Raw genomic sequence first — 16,355 nt, forward strand, 5'->3', positions numbered from 1 at the left:
TGTTCGCGCACGGAACGTGATGACGCGGTTACTGTAGCGCGGAGTTGGCGGCGAAGTTTACGAATGCGGTCCAGCTGTCCGGCGAAATGGCCAGCGTGGGGCCGGAGTTGGGGCCGTCGGTGTTCTTGGAGTCGCGGATGTGAATGGCGGAGGCGTGGGCGACCTCTACGCAGTCGCAGCCTTCAGCTCCGCTGTAACTGGGCTTGAACCATGCGAGGTTGGGGCATAGCTCCCCTGCAATCTGCTTGATCAACTTCGCGGAGTCACCCGGGGTCAGGCTGGCGAACGTGCACCGGCACGTGGCTGTCCCCGAGCGCGAGGTGCGGCTGCGTGCGCTGCCGGAGGACGGCGCGGTGCAGGTGTCCGTGGCCGACCGCTCCCCCGCGCTGCCGATGCCGCACGCCGAGCCCGACTGGGAGGCGGAGTGCGGGCGCGGGATGTTCCTCATCGCGGCGACGGCCGACCTGTGGGGCGTCCTGCCGACGCGGGACGGGAAGCTGGTGTGGGCGCTGCTGACGGAGCCCGGGCCTCGCTCGGCCGGGTGAAAACGCCGCACGATCCTGGAAAGCGCCGCACGGTGCTCCTAGCGTGAGGCCATGACCACACGCGTGCCCATCCGGCAGCTCCAGCAGCACGCCAGCGAACTCATCGACCGGGTCGCGGCGGGCGAGCGGGTCGAGATCACCCGGAACGGCCGCCTGATCGCGGTCCTGGGCCCTCCCGATCCCGAGCAGCGCGTCATGGAGGACCTGGTGCGCACGGGAACGGTGGATCCCGACAACGCGGCATCGGCTCGCGGCCTCGGCGACTGGCAGCCGCTGCCCGCCCGGCCCGGATCCCCCGCCAAGCTCTCTGAGGTACTGCTCCAGATCCGCGAGGAAGAGGACCGGTGATCTACCTCGACTCGTGCGCACTGCTGAAGTTTCTCCTGCCGGAAGCCGAGACGGACGCCCTGCGCACGTTCCTGTCGGCGCGCGCCACGGAAGGGCATGTGACGTCGGCGCTCTCGCAGACCGAGGTGTTCCGCACGCTCGTACGCGTAGGGGCCGACCCCGAAGTGGGCGATGCGGCAGAGGAGTTGCTCGGCAGACTGCTGCGGATCCGCGTCACCGACCCCGTGCTGCGGGCCGCCGGGATGTTCCCCCTACAGCATCTGCGCAGCCTCGACGCGATCCATCTGGCGAGTGCGGAGTACCTGGAACACGCGCTGACCGCGTTCGTCACGTACGACAAGCGGCTTGCGGCGGCCGCAACCGAGCGCGGCCTGCCGGTCGAGTCACCCGGCGCCGGCGCCTGACTCCCGGTAGCGCCGGAAGGCCTCGCGTGCGTCCGGGACGAAGTTCTCGTGCTGGACGAGGTGCGTGAGTTCGGCGGGTGTCAGCCAGGCGTGCCAGGCGATTTCTGTCGGGTCCGGGGTGAGGGGGGTCGTCACGACGGCCTCGTGCAGGGCCAGCCAGTACGGGCTGATCGCCCCCTCGCAGCGGTACTTGAAGATGAAGCGCGGGGCGGCCTCGACGCCGAGTTCTTCCTTCAACTCCCTTGCCGCGGCCTGTTCGTAGGACTCGGAGACCTCTACCGCGCCGCCGAGCATCCAGTTGTAGTGGCCGGGGAAGCGGGAGGCCGTGGCGGGGCGGCGGTGGACGAGGTAGCGGCCCTGGGGGTCGCGGCAGGTGATCGTGGCGATGCGGTGCAGCCAGTGGTGGCGGATCGCGTCGGCTCTGGTGACCACGGACAGCACCTCGTCGTGGTCGTCGACTCGCTCTACGCACTCGGCGCTCATGCGCGGCGGGCTATCAAGTGGGCGTCCAGGAAGCCGCGTTCGGAGGCAGGGTCGTGGAGCAGGCGGGCGAAGGGGGTCAGGCCGGCGTCGGTCAGGAGGGCGGCGAGGCGGTCCGGCGGCCAGCTGTAGGCGGGGGCCACCTTGTGGTCGAAGCGGATCGGCTCCGGCTCCTCGGTGCCGAAGAAGGAGACCAGGAGCAGGCCGCCCGGCGTCAGGACGCGTACCTGCTCGGCGAGCAGCGTCGGCAGGTCCTCCGGCGGGGTGTGGATCATCGAGTAGTGGGAGAGCACGCCGCCCAGCGCGCCGTCCTCGACCGGCAGGGACTCCATCCGCGCCTCCTGGAAGCGCAGAGAAGGGTGGGCTCGCCGGGCGTGGTCGATCATGCCCGGGGAGAGATCGAATCCGTGGGCGTCGAGGCCCATTTCGGTCAGCATGGCCGTCAGGTGTCCGGGGCCGCAACCGACGTCCGCCGCGCGGGAGTTGCCCGTCGCCCGCACCAGTTCGGCGAAGGTGCCGATCATGGACCGGGAGAACGGCTGCGTCTCCAGCCGGTCCGCGAACAGCGACGCGTACAACTCGACGACCCCGTCGTAGGCCGCCCTGGTCTCGTCCTGGTGATTCGCCACGGCCGGACTCTATCGGGGCGGTGCGGCCGGCTCTCAGACGCCGTCGTCGCCCTGGTTCCGGTTCCCGGAGTTCCGGTTCGACTTGACGGTGGCGGACACCGCGTTGGCCGCGCCGACCGTCACGGTCGACGCGATCCGCGTCCAGCGGGGGCCGCCGCGGGCCGCCCATACGGAACACGCGAACCCGAACGCGGCGACCACCAGCAGCGCGAGCAACAGGGTGAGGATCATGCCGCTGAGCATGACAGGTACGGCAGGTACGGCAGGTTATGAGGGCTGGGTCAGGCTGACCGCTGCCCCGCCCGCCAGACCTGCGACACCAGCGGGACCCCCGGCCGGTACGCCAGATGTACGTGGCTGGGGGCGTCGAGGAGTGCCAGGTCCGCCCGCGCGCCCGGGGACAGGTGGCCCACGTCCGTGCGGCGGAGCGCCTTCGCGCCGCCCGCTGTCGCCGACCAGAGGGCCTCGTCGGGGGTCATGCCCATGTCCCGTACCGCGAGGGCGATGCAGAAGGGGACGGAGGACGTGAAGGACGAGCCCGGGTTGCAGTCCGTGGAGAGGGCCACCGTCGCGCCGGCGTCGATCAAACGGCGGGCGTTCGGCCAGTCCGCTCGGGTGGAGAACTCCGCTCCGGGGAGCAGCGTTGCCACCGTGTCGCCCTGAGCCAGTGCGTCGACGTCCGCGTCCGTGAGGTGGGTGCAGTGGTCGGCCGACGCGGCGTCCAGTTCCACGGCCAGTTGGACTCCGGGGCCGTAGCTGAGCTGGTTCGCGTGGATGCGGGGGTGGAGGCCCTTCGCCTTGCCCGCAGTGAGGATGGCGCGGGCCTGGTCGCCGTCGAACGCGCCCTTCTCGCAGAAGACGTCGATCCAGCGGGCGTGGGGTGCGCACGCGTCCAGCATCTCGCCCGTCACCAGGGACACGTACGCCGCCGGGTCGTCCGCGTAGTCGGGCGAGACGATGTGCGCGCCGAGGTAGGTGACCTCGTCCGTGTGGGCCGACGCGATGCGCAGGGCTCGCTCTTCGTCGGCCGTCGTCAGGCCGTAGCCGGACTTCGTCTCGAAGGTCGTCGTGCCCTGGCGGAGGGCCTCGGAGAGGTAGCGGGTGAGGTTCGCTTCGAGGGCCTCCTCCGTTGCCGCGCGCGTCGCCGCGACCGTGGTGCGGATGCCGCCTGCCGAGTAACTGCGGCCTTCCATACGGGCGTTGAACTCCGCCGTGCGGTCGCCTGCGAAGACCAGGTGGGAGTGGGAGTCGACGAAGCCGGGGATCACGGCCCGGCCCGCCGCGTCGTGGCGCTCGTCCGTCGCGGGGACCTTCGCCGTCGGGCCCACCCAGGCGATCTTGTCGCCCTCGATGACGAGTGCGGCGTCGTGGATCTGGCCGAGGGGGCCCTCGCCCGTCTCCGGGTTGTTCGTGACCAGGGTGGCGATGTTGGTGATGGCCGTGGTGGGCATCGGCATGGTTCCTCTTCCTGAGACTTCCTTAGGGCGCGGGGCTCCGCCCCGGGCCCCGCTCCTCAAGCGCCGGAGGGGCTGAACGGTCAGTGCAGCGCCGCGATCGCGTCCCGTAGGGCCCCGGCCACATCGCCGACGCCCACATGCTCCCCGTCCCGTACGACGACCCGGCCGCCCGAGACCACGTGCGTGACATCCGCCGCAGTCGCCGCGAACACCGCCGTCTCCGCCCCCAGGCGCGGCAGCGCGCCCGCGGTGCGGACCGAGTCGAGGGTGATCGTGACCAGGTCGGCGAGGGCGCCCGACTCCAGGACGCCCGCGTCGGTCCAGCCGAGGGCCGCGTGGCCGTCGGCGGAGGCCGCGCGGAGCAGGGCCGCCGCCGTCCAGTGGCCGCGGGTGCGCGAGCGCAGGCGTTCGTTCAGTTCCATCGCGCGGGCCTCTTCGAAGAGGTCGATGACCGCGTGGCTGTCCGAGCCGAGGGAGAGGGGCGAGCCCGCCTTCTGGAGGGCCGTCGCAGGGCCGATGCCGTCCGCCAGGTCGCGTTCCGTGGTGGGGCACATGCAGGTGCCCGTACTCGAACCGCCGAGCAGCGCGATGTCGGCGTCCGTGAGGTGCGTGTTGTGAACACCGGTCGTGCGCACGCCCAACACCCCCGCGTCCGCCAGGAGTTGGGTCGGCGTGCAGCCGTGGGCGGCCTGGCACGCGTCGTTCTCCGCCGTCTGTTCGGAGAGGTGTACGTGGAGGGGGGCCTGCCGGTCCGACGCCCAGGAGGCGACCGTGGACAGCTGGTCCGCCGGGACCGCGCGCACCGAGTGGACGGCCGCCCCGATCCGGACCCCGGGGCGCTCCTTGAGCAGCGACGCCCGCTCGGCCCACGCGTCCGCCGTGCCGTCGGAGAAGCGCTGCTGGTGGCGGTCCGGCGCCTTGCCGAACCCCGACGACAGGTACGCCGTGTCGAGGAGCGTGATGCGGATGCCCGCCTCGTCCGCCGCCGCGATCAGCGCCTCCCCCATCGCGTTGGGGTCCGCGTACGGGGTGCCGCCCGGCTGGTGGTGCAGGTAGTGGAACTCGCCGACCGCGGTGATGCCGGCCAGCGCCATCTCCGCGTACACCGCCCGCGCGAGCGCGTGGTAGCTGTCCGGGGTGAGGCGGTCCGCGACCCCGTACATCACCTCGCGCCACGTCCAGAAGGTGCCCGAGCCGACCTGGACGGTCGAGCGCAGGGCGCGGTGGAAGGCGTGGGAGTGGGCGTTGGCGAGGCCGGGGAGGGTCAGGCCGCGCAGGATCGTGGCGCCCGGCGGCGGGGTCTCGACGTCCTTGCGGACGGACGTGACGCGGTCGCCCGTCACCTCGACCACCACGCCCGGCTCCACCGTCGGGTCGAGCCAGGCGTGCTCCAGCCAGTACGTCGTCATCGGCTCAGACGTCACTTGCAGGCCAGTCCTTCCAGTACGTCGGCCAGGGCGCGCACCCCGGCGAGGCAGTCGTCCTCGGCCGCGAACTCGGCCGGGGAGTGCGAGACGCCCGTCGGGTTGCGTACGAACAGCATGGCGGTGGGGATCGACTGGGCCAGGATTCCGGCGTCGTGTCCCGCGCCCGTGCCCAGGACGGGCGCCTTCACCTCGGTGCGCGTACCGAGGATGCGGGCCAGCTCGTCGCGCAGCGCATGGTCGAACTCGACGACCGGCGTGAACGACTCCCGCGTCAGCGATACGTCGATGCCGTGCGCGTCCGCGTACTCGCGCGCCGCCTTCTCGATGCCGGTGACCGTGGCGTCCAGGGACTGCTGGTCGGCCGCGCGCGAGTCGAGCCAGCCTCGGACCAGGGACGGGATCGCGTTGACGCCGTTCGGCTCGACGGAGATTTTGCCGAACGTCGCCACCGCGCCCGCCAGTTGGGCCTCGCGGCGCGCCGCGAGGACCGTCTCCGCGTACGTGAGCATCGGGTCCCTGCGGTCGACCAGGCGGGTGGTGCCCGCGTGGTTGGCCTCGCCGCGGAAGTCGAAGCGCCAGCGGCCGTGCGGCCAGATGCTGCTGGCGATGCCGACCGCGTCGCCGGACAGGTCCAGGGCGCGGCCCTGCTCGACGTGGAGTTCGATGAACGCGCCGATACGGGCGAGGCGTTCGGGGTCCGCGCCGATCGACTCCGGGTCGTAGCCGGCCTTCTCCATCGCCTGGGGGAGGCTGGTCCCGGTGGCGTCCTTCAGCTCGTACGCCTGCTCGCGCGTGAGGACACCCGACGTGAGGCGGGAGCCCACGCAGGCCAGGCCGAAGCGGGCTCCCTCCTCGTCGCCGAAGTTGGTGATCGCGAGCGGCTTGGTGAACTCCACGCCCCTGTGGCGGAGTTCGTCGAGCGCGGCGAAGGACGAGACGACGCCGAGGGGGCCGTCGAAGGCGCCGCCGTCGGGGACGGAGTCCAGGTGGGAGCCGGTGACGACCGCGTCGCCCGCCTCGGGGTCGCCGAGCCAGGCCCACTGGTTGCCGTTGCGGTCCAGTTCGTAGGTCAGGCCGCGGGACTCGGCCTGCGCCTTGAACCAGGCGCGGCAGTCGGTGTCGGCCTCCGTCCAGGCGTAGCGGCGGTAGCCGCGGGAGTCTCTGTCCTGGCCGATGGGGAGGAGGTCCTGCCACATTTCCAGGAAACCCGGGGTCGCGGGGCTCTGCCCCGGACCCCGCTCCTCAGAGGCTTCGCGGGTCACTCGCTCTCCCGCATCGGCACGCGCACACCGCGCTCGTCCGCGACCTCGATCGCGTGCTCGTAGCCGGCGTCGACGTGGCGGATGACGCCCATCGCCGGGTCGTTGGTGAGGACGCGCTCGATCTTCTGGGCCGCGAGGTCCGTGCCGTCGGCGACGCACACCTGGCCCGCGTGGATGGAGCGGCCCATGCCGACGCCGCCGCCGTGGTGCAGGGAGACCCAGGACGCGCCGGAGGCCGTGTTGACCAGGGCGTTCAGGAGCGGCCAGTCGGCGATCGCGTCCGAGCCGTCCTTCATGGCCTCGGTCTCGCGGTACGGGGATGCCACCGAGCCCGAGTCGAGGTGGTCGCGGCCGATGGCGACCGGGGCCGAGAGCTCGCCGGACGCGACCATCTCGTTGAACTTGAGGCCCGCCAGGTGGCGTTCGCCGTAGCCGAGCCAGCAGATGCGTGCCGGGAGGCCCTCGAAGGAGATGCGCTCGGCGGCCATGTCGAGCCAGCGGTGCAGGTGCTTGTTGTCGGGGAAGAGTTCCTTGATCGCGGCGTCCGTCTTCGCGATGTCGGCCGGGTCACCGGAGAGCGCCGCCCAGCGGAACGGGCCGAGGCCCTCCTCGAAGAGCGGGCGGATGTGCGCCGGGACGAAGCCGGGGAAGTCGAAGGCGCGCTCGTAGCCGGCCTTGCGGGCCTCGTCGCGGATGGAGTTGCCGTAGTCGAAGACCTCCTTGCCCTTGTCGAGGAAGCCGACCATGGCCTCGACGTGCAGGCGCATCGACTGGCGGGCCTTCTCGGTGAAGCCGGCCGGGTCCGCCTCGCGCTCCTTGTCCCAGTCCTCGACGGAGATGCCGACGGGGAGGTAGGCGAGCGGGTCGTGGGCCGAGGTCTGGTCCGTGACGATGTCGATCGGGGCGTCGCGGCGCAGGAGCTCGGGGAAGATCTCGGCCGCGTTGCCGACGACGCCGATGGACAGGCCACGGCGCTCGTCGCGGGCCTTGATCGCCAGCTCCAGGGCGTGGTCGAGGTTGTCGGCCTTGACGTCCAGGTAGCGGGTGCCGATGCGGCGGTCGATGCGGGTCTCGTCGACGTCGACGCAGATCGCGACGCCCTCGTTCATGGTGACCGCGAGGGGCTGGGCGCCGCCCATGCCGCCTACGCCCGCCGTGAGCGTGATCGTGCCGGCCAGCGTGCCGTCGAACTTCTTGCGGGCGACCGCGCCGAACGTCTCGTACGTGCCCTGGACGATGCCCTGCGAGCCGATGTAGATCCACGAGCCGGCCGTCATCTGGCCGTACATGGTGAGGCCCTCGGCCTCCAGCTTGCGGAACTCCTCCCAGTTGGCCCAGTCGCCGACCAGGTTGGAGTTGGCGAGGAGCACGCGCGGCGCCCACTCGCTCGTGCGCAGGACGCCGACCGGCTTGCCGGACTGGACGAGGAGGGTCTCGTCCGACTTCAGCGTCTTCAGCGTGCGCACGATCGCGTCGAACGCCTCCCAGGACCGGACCGCCTTGCCCGTGCCGCCGTACACGACGAGCTTGTCGGGGTGCTCGGCCACCTCGGCGTCGAGGTTGTTCATGAGCATCCGCAGGGCGCCCTCCTGCTGCCACCCCAGGGTGTTGAGCTCGGTGCCGCGCGGGGCTCGTACGGGGCGGGGTCCTGACATCGGCGTGCCTCCTGTAGCTCACATGACCTTGGTTATTCACATCCTGACCCTCTGAATAGACCTAGTCAATCCCCGGCGGATGGTTCTCCGCATCGCGGGCATGCGTTCAGGCAATTGCGGCAGTACCCGTAGCAGCCACCTCGGGGGAGGCACCCGTGACGACCTCATCGGCATCCACCACCACCTCACCCGCCGACGGCGACACCCCGCTGCACCGCGCCATCGGCCCCAGGCTCCTGATCCTGTTCGTGATCGGCGACATCCTCGGCACCGGTATCTACGCGACGACCGGCAAGGTCGCGGGGAAGGTCGGCGGCGCGCTGTGGCTGCCGTTCGCGATCGGGTTCGTCGTGGCGATCCTGACCGCGGCCTCGTACGTGGAACTCGTCGGGAAGTATCCGAAGGCGGCGGGGGCGGCGCTCTACACGCAGAAGGCGTTCAAGGTCCCGTTCCTGACCTTCATCGTCGCGTTCATGGTGATGTGCTCGGGGCTCTCGTCCGCGAGCGCCGCCGCCCGCGCCTTCAGCGGCGACTACCTCGGCGAGCTGACGAACGACGCGCTGCCGCCGACGCTGATCGCGATCCTCTTCGTCCTCGCGCTCGCCGCCCTCAACCTGCGCGGTGTGAGCGAGTCCGTGAAGGCGAACGTCGTGCTGACCCTGGTCGAGCTGAGCGGGCTCCTGATCATCCTGGCCATCGGCGCGTACGCCGTACTGACGGGCGACGGGGAACCGTCCCGGCTCACCGAGTTCGAGGCGGGCGGGTCCGGATTCGCCCTGATGACCGGGGTGTTGGGGGCGACCGCGCTCGGCTTCTTCGCGTTCGTCGGGTTCGAGGACTCGGTCAACATGGCGGAGGAGACCAGGGATCCGACCCGGACCTTCCCGCGCGCCATCTTCATCGGCGTCGCCGTCACCGGGACCATCTACGTCCTCGTCGCGCTCGTGTCGTCACTGCTCGTCGACCACAAGACGCTGGAGTCGTCGAGCGGTCCGCTCCTTGAGGTCGTGAAGGCGGGCGGGCTCGACTTCCCGCACGAACTCTTCGCGCTCATCGCCCTGTTCGCGGTCACCAACTCCGCGCTGATCAACATCATGATGGCCTCGCGGCTCTGCTACGGCATGGCCAACGAACGGATCCTGCCGCGCGCCATGGGCCGGGTGCTGCCCGCGCGCCGCACGCCCGTCGTCGGCATCGTCTTCGTGTCGCTGCTCGCGATCGGCCTCGTGTCGACCGGCGAGATCGAGGGGCTCGGCGACACCACGGCGTTCCTGCTGCTGTGCGTCTTCGCCGTCGTCAACGTCGCCGTGCTCGTGCTGCGCCGCGACCCGGTCGGCCACCCGCACTTCCGTACGCCGACGATCCTGCCGGTGCTCGGCGCGCTGACCGCGCTGATCCTGGCGAGCCCGCTCGCCGACCGGCCCGCCGAGGTTTACATCCGGGCCGGCGTCCTCGTCGCCATCGGCATCGGCCTGTGGGCGGTGAACAAGCTGGTGATGAAGGCGCGCAGCGAGGAGTGACCCACGGGAAGAGAGGTAACTGCCGTGACTTTCCCGCCGGTTGGCGGATTCTAGTCCTCTGCACGCATGTTCCACTGGAAAATGCCAGAACGCTCACCAGCATTCCGTACGGTGCGTAGCGTCTGCGTCACACGTGCACCAAGGATGCACGGATGTGACGTACAAGGTGGGGGATTCAGGCGTGCCCGGAATCGACGAGTGTCTCCTCGAAGCCATGCGGCTGCCCGGAGCACGAGGCGCCTCGGTGGTCGACTGGACCAGCGGGCTGGCCCTCGGCACCGTCGGCGACTCGCCCAACGGCGACCACGAGGCCACCGCCGCCGAGGCCGCCGAGGTCGCCCGGCTCACCGCCGAGCACCGCGCGTTCGCGCCCGCCGACGGCGCGGACTGGACGGCCAACGGCGCGGAGCCGCCCGTCGAGGACGTCATCATCACCAGCCGGGACGGCTACCACCTGCTGCGTTTCGTACGGACCAGCTTCGACAGCAGCGTCTTCCTGCACCTGTGGCTGGACCGCTCCGACGGCAACCTCGCGCTCGCCCGGCTGCGCCTCGGCGACCTCGCCGACCGGCTGGTGCTGGGATGACCACCCGGGCCGGCGTCTCCCCCATGCTGCACCGGCTGGCCGCCGAGCGGGCGACCGGGGCGCTGATCCGCGAACACGGCACGCTCTACCTGGAGGACGGGCGCGTCGTGCACGCCGAGTCGCCCGCGACGCCCGGCATGGACGTCCTGCTCACCGCCAACGGCGTGATACCCGCCGACGGCTGGTGGGAGGCGGTCGACCAGGCGGGTGCGGGCCGCCGCGTCGGCCGCTATCTCGTGGAGCGGGGGCGGCTGTCCGACGGCGCGCTCGAACTGTGCCACCTGGGGGCCGTGTTCGACGCCGCGTACTTCACGCTCGCGCCCAGCAGCGGGCCGACCCGGTTCCGCTACGGGGTGGCGCACTGGTTCGGGACGGTGCGGCCGGTGCCCGTCGAGGCGGTGGAGCGGGAGACGCTGCGCCGCAGGGACCTGCTCCAGCGGATCTGGCCCGAACCGGACACCGACACGGCGCCCCTGACCCGTACCAGCGACGCGGACCTGCCGGTGCCGGCGCGGCGGCGGCTCGTCCTCGACCAGGTCGACGGGGCGCGCACCGCCTCCCAGATCGCGCTCGCCCTCGGCCGCCCCGCGTTCCACACCCTGGTCGACCTGCGCCGCCTCGCCTCCGGCGGCCTGATCTCCCCCGCCGCCCCCGAAGCCGCCGCCGTACCGGACTGGATCACGCAGCACGCCGACGTCGACGACCCCGATGTGGCCCTGCTGCGCCGGCTGCGGGCCGCCCTGGAGGCGCTGTGATACGCCGCCGCCTGGGCGCCTCGCGGCCTTCGCGAAAGCCTTCCCTGCCTTCCCTGCCCTTCGCGTCTTCCGGCCCTTCCGAGCCTTCCGAGCCTTCCGAAAGGAGACCACCCATGGTCGACGAGGCCGAACTCCTCGCCGAACTCCAGCGGTTGAGAGTCCGTGTGCCCCAGCTGACCGGGGCGCTCGCGGCCAGCGTCGACGGACTCGTCCTCGCCCAGGACACCCCCGGCGTCGAACCGGAGGGCGTCGCCGCGCTGACCGCCGCCGCGCTCGGCGTCGCCCAGCGCCTGGCCGACGCCACCGCGCAGGGGGCCTTCCGGGAGCTCCTGGTGCGCGGCACGGAGGGGTACGTCGCCACGTACGCCGCCGGGGACACCGCCGTTCTCACCCTGCTCGCCGAGGACCGGGTGAACGTGGGCCGGCTCCATCTGGAGGGGCGCAGGGCCGGGACGCGGATCGGCGAGCTCGTCACGACCGCGGCCCGTACCGAAGCGGCCAAGGAGTCCGCTCTACGGGCCAGGGGCCGGGCCCGCGCCCGCACGACGCCCGCGACGCCCGCGCTCCCGGTGCGCACCCCCAAGACGCCCGTGGTGCCCGAACAGCCCAACCCGCAGGCGGGCACGGCCCATTGAGGCCGTACCCACCGCACAGCACCGACCAGTAACGATCAGCAACGCAGAAATCCAGGAAAGGACCCACCATGGCCAACACAGAAACCGCCCTCAAAGACGCCCTCGCCTCCATCGAAGGCGCCTCGGCCGCCGCACTCGTCGACTACACGAGCGGCATGGCCCTCGGCACCATCGGCGGCTCCAAGAGCTTCGACCTGGAGGTCGCGGCGGCGGGCAACACCGATGTCGTGCGCTCCAAGCTGCGCACCATGGAGCACCTCGGCCTCAAGGACGAGATCGAGGACATCCTGATCACGCTGGGCACCCAGTACCACCTGATCCGGCTGCTCAAGGGCCGCGGCGGCAACGGCTTGTTCCTGTACCTGGTCCTTGACTCGTCCCGGGCCAACCTGGCGATGGCCCGCCACCAGCTGAAGAAGATCGAGGCCGAGCTGGAGGTCTGAGCCCCGGCCAGGCCCCGTCAGCGACGCCGTGCCCCGCCGGGCGCGGCGTCGCCCGCTGCCGTGCCGGTGACGCGGTACCCCTTGGCCTGCTTGCCGACGGGGGCGCCCGCACGCGGGCCGAGCCAGTCGACGCGCAGCCACACCAGGGATCCGTCACGGTGCTCGCGCCGCCCCAGCCAGACCGCCTTCAGCCACAGCCCGACCCCCGCGCCCGCCAGGGCCATACCGCCGGCCGCGGGCACGGCAGAGGCCGAGCCGAGCGCGGCGAGGAAGGCGAGGACCAGCCACCAGCGGTGCCCGCGCCGCCAGTTCCGTACGGTGACGGCGCGGTCCTGGAGCACGTCGAACCTGCCGGCGCGCGAGGCCGCGCGGGTCAGCCGCTCGTACCGCTTCCTGCGGCTGTACGCCACCGCCGCCGCGGCCACGAGGAAGAGGACGGCGCCCGTGAGCACCCCGATCCGGCGCCCCGTGAACCCGCCGGGCAGCAGCCCGATCCCGGCCGCGAGCAGCCCGAGCCACCACAGCGGCGCGGCTCCGGCCCGCACCACCACTGCCGTCCTGACCAGCCCCTGTGCTCCGCGCGTCACGCCGCGTCTCCCTCCGTCGGCGCGGAACGCTAGCGCCGGATTCTGAGGGAAGGCTGAGGGCTCGGTGAGAGCTCCCTCAGGAGCCGGTCACTCCTCCCAGTCGGACTCCCGCCGGGCGCGGCGGGCCGGGGCCCAGCGCAGGGTGTGCAGGGCGTTCACGCCGACGATGCCGAACCAGGCGATGAGCAGCCCGGCGCGGCCGCCGTTGACCGCGGCGATCGCGGAGAGCGGGATGGCGAGGACGAGGGAGACGACGGCGAAGCCGAAGCGCTCGCCCCAGCTGTCGGCGCCGGGGTCCTGGCCGCCGCGGCTGCCGCGGGCGACGACCATCTGCTGCTCGGCCAGCTGCCGGCGCACCCGACGGTCCACGACCGAGTCGAGGCGCTGCTCGACCTTGTCGACGAAGGAGTCCACGAGCGCGGACTCGTACTCCTCACCGAGCTCCCTGCGGGCGTGCAGGGTGGCGTCGAGTTCCTTCTTCAGTTCGGCGTCACGTGCCTGTTCGCGGGCTTCCATACCGCTTCACGTTACGCAGCACCGGCGCCCGTGACAGTGGGGCTAGCCCCCCTCTTGTCCGACTCGTCCCCGGTCCCCAGGACCGTGCGCTCCGGCACGTGCGAGGTGTCGCGGCGGGCGAGCGCCCAGTACAGGACGGCAGGGACGACCAGGCCGACGATCCACGACACGTCGGCGCCGCCGAGCGGCTCGACGAGCGGGCCCGTGTAGAAGTGCGTGGCCAGGAACGGCAGCTGAGCGAGGACGCCGACCGCGTAGACGACGAGCGCGTCCCAGCGCCAGGCCCCGTACCGGCCGCGGGGGTCGGCGAGGGCCGGGATGTCGTAGCGCTCCTTGGAGATCAGGTAGTAGTCGACGAGGTTCACCGCTGACCAGGGCGTGAAGAACGTCAGCAGGAACAGCAGGAAGTCCTTGAACGAGGCGAGGAAGCTGTCCTTGCCGAGCAGCGCCACCGCCGTGCCCGCCACCATGATGATCGCGATGTAGACGGCGCGGCCGCGCTGCGACAGTGCGCGCTGCCCGCGGAACCCGCTGATGCCGGTCACCATCGACATGAAGCCGCCGTACGTGTTGAGCACGTTGATGGTGAGCTTGCCGAGCGCGATCACGAAGTAGAAGAACGACGCGACGAGACCGGCGCCGCCGAGCGAGACGACGTATCCGACCTGGTTGTCGAGGAACGCGCCGCCGGACGAGGCCGCGACGAGCACGCCGAACGTCATCGACCACTGCGAGCCGATCGCCGACCCCGACAGCGTCCACCAGAACGTCGCCCGGGCGCTGGTGTCGCGCGGCAGATAGCGCGAGTAGTCGGCGACGTACGGGCCGAAGGCGAGCTGCCACGACGCCGACAGGGAGACGGCGAGCAGGAACATGGGGAAGGAGAAGTGCGCGTTGCCCAGCAGATCGCCGAGGTCGACGCGGTCGAGGAGGCGTATGCCCAGGTAGACGAAGGCGAGCGCGCAGATCACGCTCGCGACGCGGCCGAGTACGTGGATGACGCGGTAGCCCACGGCCGCCGTGACGGCGGTGACGACGGCGAAGAGGACGATGCCGGTGGTGTCGTTCGTGTGCGTCAGCTCGGCCGTCGCCTGCCCGGCGAGGACGCTGCCGGACGCGAAGAACCCAACGTACATGAGGATCACGAGGAGCAGCGGTACGACGGCGCCCTTGACGCCGAACTGGGCCCGCGACTGGATCATCTGCGGCAGGCCGAGCTTGGGGCCCTGCGCGGAGTGCAGCGCCATGACGGCGCCGCCGAGCAGGTTGCCGAGGACGAGGCCGACGAGCGACCAGACCACGTCGCCGCCGAAGACGACGGCGAGCGCGCCGGTGACGACGGCCGTGATCTGGAGGTTCGCGCCGAGCCAGAGCGTGAACTGGTTGAAGGCGCGCCCGTGCCGCTCGCTGTCGGGGACGACGTCGATGGAGTGCTTCTCCACTACCGCTGCCATGGTCGTGGCCTCCTACTTCTTGGTGAGCCCGTGCTTGCGGGCGTAGTCGTTCGCGACGTCCTCGGGGTCCTTCTTGTCCTTGTCGACGAGCCGGTTGAGCTCGGTGAGCTGCTCGGTCGTCAGGACGTTGCCGAGGCGCGCGAGGGCCTTGCGCACCGTCGAGTCGGCCTTGCGGTCGGCGATCAGCGGGACGACGTGCTGGCCGGGGACGAGGTTCTTCGGGTCGGTGAGGACGACCCAGTCGTTGGCGACGATGTCGGTGTCGGTGGTGAAGAGGTTCGCGACGTCGACATCGCCCTTCTTCAGGGCGCCCTTCACCAACGGACCCGACGAATCGAGGGACTTGAACTCCTTGAACTCGACGCCGTACACGTCCTTCAGGCCGACGGCGCCGACCTGCCGCTTCTTGACCTCGGGGGCGGCGCCGATGACGAGCTCGCCGTTGTGCTCCGCCAGATCGGCGAGGGACGTGAGGTGGTACTTCTTCGCCGTCTCCCGCGTGACGACGAACGCGTCCGAGTCCTCGGCCATCCCGTACGGGAGGATCTGGAGCCCGGCGGGGAGCGCCATCGCGAGCGCGTTCTGCATCTCGCCCTCCTCGGTGGCCGTCGCCTTGGCGTCGAGGTAGTGCAGAAGGGCGCCCTGGTACTCGGGCAGCAGGTCGATGTCGCCGCCCTTGAGGGCGGGGATGAGGATCTCGCGGGTGCCGAGGTTGGGCCGCACGGTGGTCTTCACCCCGGCCGCGCCGAGCACCGCGGCGTACAGATACCCGAGGACCTGGTTCTCGGTGAAGTTGGCGGTGCCGATGGTGACGCCGCCCTTGCTGGAGCCGGCGCCCGATCCGCCCGAACTCCCGCTCCCGTCAAGGGAGGTGATGCCGCCGGAGCAGGCGGCGACGGCGGGGACTGCGGCCGCGGCGAACAGGCCGCCGAGGAGAGTACGTCGGTTCATCTGGGCTTCTCCTAGGCGGACTTGAGAGCGGCGGAGCCGGTGGGGCGGTGACGGAACAGGAGGCGCTGGAGGCCGGAGAGTGCGAGGTCGAGGACGACGGCGACGACCGCGACGAGGACGGCGCCGCCGAGCACCTGCACGAGGTCGCGCTGGGCGAGCCCGTCGAAGACGTAGCGGCCGAGCCCGCCGAAGGAGACGTACGCGGCGATGGTGGCGGTCGCGACGACCTGGATGAGGGCGAGCCGCAGGCCGGTCATGATGAGCGGCAGCGCGAGCGGCAACTCGACCTGGAACAGGACCTGGTGGGCCCGCATCCCCTGGCCGCGCGCCGCGTCCCGCACCTCGGCGTCGACGGCGGTCATCCCCGCGTACGTGTTCGTCACGATGGACGGCACGGCGAGCGCGACGAGGGCGATGTAGACGGGCCACATCGACAGGCCGCTCGCGAGGAACACCAGCACCACGAGCCCGACGGTGGGCAGCGCGCGCCCGAACGACGACAGGTTGATGGCGAGGAAGGCGCCGCGCCCGGTGTGCCCGATGAGCAGGCCGACGGGCAGCGCGATGGCGGCGGCGATGAGCGTGGCGAGCAGCGAGTACTGGAGGTGCTCGGCGAGCCGGTGCCCGATGCCGTCGGACCCGGTCCACTGCTCGCCGCTGACCAGCCACGATCCGAGGTTCTTGAAGAGTTCGTACATGGC

Annotated in this window: 21 protein-coding genes; 8 read left to right on the forward strand and 13 right to left on the reverse strand. The window is 71.4% G+C overall.

Annotation, left to right across the window (positions count from 1 at the left end; all coding sequences use genetic code 11):
• Window positions 1-28: 28 nt before the first annotated feature.
• Window positions 29-253: a DUF397 domain-containing protein gene (locus tag AB0L37_RS22180; RefSeq protein WP_365507973.1), complete on the reverse strand. Its 225-nt coding sequence runs from the start codon at window positions 251-253 to the stop codon at window positions 29-31.
• A gap of 34 nt (window positions 254-287) precedes the next feature.
• On the opposite strand from AB0L37_RS22180, the gene AB0L37_RS22185 reads away from it, so the two are divergent.
• Genes AB0L37_RS22185 through AB0L37_RS22195 form a run of 3 tightly spaced genes read left to right on the forward strand, consistent with a single transcriptional unit; the run spans window position 288 to window position 1,297 of the window.
• Window positions 288-545, forward strand: coding sequence for an ATP-binding protein (locus tag AB0L37_RS22185; protein WP_365507975.1), 258 nt, complete (start codon window positions 288-290; stop codon window positions 543-545).
• Between the two features lie 51 nt (window positions 546-596).
• On the forward strand, window positions 597-893 hold the full coding sequence (locus AB0L37_RS22190) for a type II toxin-antitoxin system prevent-host-death family antitoxin (protein WP_365507978.1): 297 nt from the start codon (window positions 597-599) through the stop codon (window positions 891-893).
• Window positions 890-1,297, forward strand: coding sequence for a type II toxin-antitoxin system VapC family toxin (locus tag AB0L37_RS22195; RefSeq protein WP_365507981.1), 408 nt, complete (start codon window positions 890-892; stop codon window positions 1,295-1,297). Before AB0L37_RS22190 ends, AB0L37_RS22195 begins: the two co-directional genes overlap by 4 nt.
• Here the strand turns inward: AB0L37_RS22195 and AB0L37_RS22200 are convergent.
• The 7 genes from AB0L37_RS22200 to hutU form a co-directional block, all read right to left on the reverse strand.
• On the reverse strand, window positions 1,277-1,780 hold the full coding sequence (locus AB0L37_RS22200; RefSeq protein WP_365507984.1) for an NUDIX domain-containing protein: 504 nt from the start codon (window positions 1,778-1,780) through the stop codon (window positions 1,277-1,279). The genes AB0L37_RS22195 and AB0L37_RS22200 overlap by 21 nt on opposite strands.
• Entirely contained in the window at window positions 1,777-2,406 is a 630-nt protein-coding gene (locus AB0L37_RS22205; RefSeq protein ID WP_365507987.1) for a class I SAM-dependent methyltransferase, read from the reverse strand. Before AB0L37_RS22205 ends, AB0L37_RS22200 begins: the two co-directional genes overlap by 4 nt.
• A 33-nt stretch (window positions 2,407-2,439) precedes the next feature.
• Entirely contained in the window at window positions 2,440-2,649 is a 210-nt protein-coding gene (locus AB0L37_RS22210; protein WP_365507990.1) for a hypothetical protein, read from the reverse strand.
• Window positions 2,650-2,687: 38 nt separating this feature from the next.
• Window positions 2,688-3,857: an imidazolonepropionase gene (gene hutI / locus AB0L37_RS22215; protein ID WP_365507993.1), complete on the reverse strand. Its 1,170-nt coding sequence runs from the start codon at window positions 3,855-3,857 to the stop codon at window positions 2,688-2,690.
• Window positions 3,858-3,943: 86 nt separating this feature from the next.
• A complete protein-coding gene (locus tag AB0L37_RS22220; RefSeq protein WP_365508286.1) occupies window positions 3,944-5,272 on the reverse strand; it encodes a formimidoylglutamate deiminase in 1,329 nt (442 codons plus the stop codon).
• A gap of 11 nt (window positions 5,273-5,283) precedes the next feature.
• On the reverse strand, window positions 5,284-6,486 hold the full coding sequence (locus AB0L37_RS22225) for an allantoate amidohydrolase (protein ID WP_365507996.1): 1,203 nt from the start codon (window positions 6,484-6,486) through the stop codon (window positions 5,284-5,286).
• A gap of 62 nt (window positions 6,487-6,548) precedes the next feature.
• Window positions 6,549-8,207 carry a urocanate hydratase gene (hutU, locus tag AB0L37_RS22230; RefSeq protein ID WP_365507998.1) on the reverse strand — a complete coding sequence of 553 codons (1,659 nt, stop codon included), beginning with the start codon at window positions 8,205-8,207 and terminating at the stop codon, window positions 6,549-6,551.
• A 155-nt stretch (window positions 8,208-8,362) separates the two neighbouring features.
• Here hutU and AB0L37_RS22235 point away from each other — a divergent pair, with 155 nt between their 5' ends.
• The 5 genes from AB0L37_RS22235 (at window position 8,363) to AB0L37_RS22255 (ending at window position 12,146) form a co-directional block, all read left to right on the forward strand.
• Window positions 8,363-9,727: an APC family permease gene (locus AB0L37_RS22235; protein ID WP_365508000.1), complete on the forward strand. Its 1,365-nt coding sequence runs from the start codon at window positions 8,363-8,365 to the stop codon at window positions 9,725-9,727.
• A gap of 181 nt (window positions 9,728-9,908) precedes the next feature.
• Window positions 9,909-10,313 (forward strand): hypothetical protein, encoded by a 405-nt coding sequence (locus tag AB0L37_RS22240; RefSeq protein ID WP_365508002.1) that lies wholly within the window; start codon window positions 9,909-9,911, stop codon window positions 10,311-10,313.
• Window positions 10,310-11,068 carry a DUF4388 domain-containing protein gene (locus tag AB0L37_RS22245; protein WP_365508005.1) on the forward strand — a complete coding sequence of 253 codons (759 nt, stop codon included), beginning with the start codon at window positions 10,310-10,312 and terminating at the stop codon, window positions 11,066-11,068. The genes AB0L37_RS22240 and AB0L37_RS22245 overlap by 4 nt, the downstream gene beginning before the upstream one ends.
• Before the next feature lie 113 nt (window positions 11,069-11,181).
• Window positions 11,182-11,703: a roadblock/LC7 domain-containing protein gene (locus AB0L37_RS22250; protein WP_365508008.1), complete on the forward strand. Its 522-nt coding sequence runs from the start codon at window positions 11,182-11,184 to the stop codon at window positions 11,701-11,703.
• Between the two features lie 68 nt (window positions 11,704-11,771).
• On the forward strand, window positions 11,772-12,146 hold the full coding sequence (locus AB0L37_RS22255) for a hypothetical protein (RefSeq protein WP_365508010.1): 375 nt from the start codon (window positions 11,772-11,774) through the stop codon (window positions 12,144-12,146).
• Between the two features lie 17 nt (window positions 12,147-12,163).
• Here AB0L37_RS22255 and AB0L37_RS22260 read toward each other — a convergent pair whose 3' ends face one another.
• The 5 genes from AB0L37_RS22260 to AB0L37_RS22280 form a co-directional block, all read right to left on the reverse strand.
• Window positions 12,164-12,733: a hypothetical protein gene (locus tag AB0L37_RS22260; protein WP_365508013.1), complete on the reverse strand. Its 570-nt coding sequence runs from the start codon at window positions 12,731-12,733 to the stop codon at window positions 12,164-12,166.
• A gap of 87 nt (window positions 12,734-12,820) precedes the next feature.
• Window positions 12,821-13,249, reverse strand: a complete 429-nt coding sequence (locus AB0L37_RS22265) for a hypothetical protein (RefSeq protein ID WP_365508015.1) — start codon at window positions 13,247-13,249, stop codon at window positions 12,821-12,823.
• Window positions 13,250-13,260: 11 nt separating this feature from the next.
• Window positions 13,261-14,703, reverse strand: coding sequence for a cytosine permease (locus AB0L37_RS22270; protein WP_365508018.1), 1,443 nt, complete (start codon window positions 14,701-14,703; stop codon window positions 13,261-13,263).
• A 12-nt stretch (window positions 14,704-14,715) separates the two neighbouring features.
• On the reverse strand, window positions 14,716-15,654 hold the full coding sequence (locus AB0L37_RS22275) for an ABC transporter substrate-binding protein (RefSeq protein WP_365508021.1): 939 nt from the start codon (window positions 15,652-15,654) through the stop codon (window positions 14,716-14,718).
• An 11-nt stretch (window positions 15,655-15,665) separates the two neighbouring features.
• Window positions 15,666-16,352, reverse strand: coding sequence for an ABC transporter permease (locus tag AB0L37_RS22280; protein ID WP_365508289.1), 687 nt, complete (start codon window positions 16,350-16,352; stop codon window positions 15,666-15,668).
• Window positions 16,353-16,355: the final 3 nt, after the last annotated feature.

Source organism: Streptomyces sp. NPDC052225 (assembly GCF_040679615.1).
In the GTDB taxonomy this organism is placed as follows: Bacteria; Actinomycetota; Actinomycetes; order Streptomycetales; family Streptomycetaceae; genus Streptomyces.

Bases quoted from the DNA above. Each gene is read 5' to 3' on its own strand.
- AB0L37_RS22200 (WP_365507984.1), bottom strand. From the start codon at position 1,780: ATGAGCGCCGAGTGCGTAGAGCGAGTCGACGACCACGACGAGGTGCTG.
- hutU (WP_365507998.1), bottom strand. From the start codon at position 8,207: ATGTCAGGACCCCGCCCCGTACGAGCCCCGCGCGGCACCGAGCTCAAC.
- AB0L37_RS22225 (WP_365507996.1), bottom strand. From the start codon at position 6,486: ATGTGGCAGGACCTCCTCCCCATCGGCCAGGACAGAGACTCCCGCGGC.
- AB0L37_RS22270 (WP_365508018.1), bottom strand. From the start codon at position 14,703: ATGGCAGCGGTAGTGGAGAAGCACTCCATCGACGTCGTCCCCGACAGC.
- AB0L37_RS22255 (WP_365508010.1), top strand. From the start codon at position 11,772: ATGGCCAACACAGAAACCGCCCTCAAAGACGCCCTCGCCTCCATCGAA.
- AB0L37_RS22275 (WP_365508021.1), bottom strand. From the start codon at position 15,654: ATGAACCGACGTACTCTCCTCGGCGGCCTGTTCGCCGCGGCCGCAGTC.
- AB0L37_RS22190 (WP_365507978.1), top strand. From the start codon at position 597: ATGACCACACGCGTGCCCATCCGGCAGCTCCAGCAGCACGCCAGCGAA.
- AB0L37_RS22265 (WP_365508015.1), bottom strand. From the start codon at position 13,249: ATGGAAGCCCGCGAACAGGCACGTGACGCCGAACTGAAGAAGGAACTC.
- hutI (WP_365507993.1), bottom strand. From the start codon at position 3,857: ATGCCCACCACGGCCATCACCAACATCGCCACCCTGGTCACGAACAAC.
- AB0L37_RS22245 (WP_365508005.1), top strand. From the start codon at position 10,310: ATGACCACCCGGGCCGGCGTCTCCCCCATGCTGCACCGGCTGGCCGCC.
- AB0L37_RS22210 (WP_365507990.1), bottom strand. From the start codon at position 2,649: ATGCTCAGCGGCATGATCCTCACCCTGTTGCTCGCGCTGCTGGTGGTC.
- AB0L37_RS22220 (WP_365508286.1), bottom strand. From the start codon at position 5,272: ATGACGACGTACTGGCTGGAGCACGCCTGGCTCGACCCGACGGTGGAG.
- AB0L37_RS22280 (WP_365508289.1), bottom strand. From the start codon at position 16,352: ATGTACGAACTCTTCAAGAACCTCGGATCGTGGCTGGTCAGCGGCGAG.
- AB0L37_RS22250 (WP_365508008.1), top strand. From the start codon at position 11,182: ATGGTCGACGAGGCCGAACTCCTCGCCGAACTCCAGCGGTTGAGAGTC.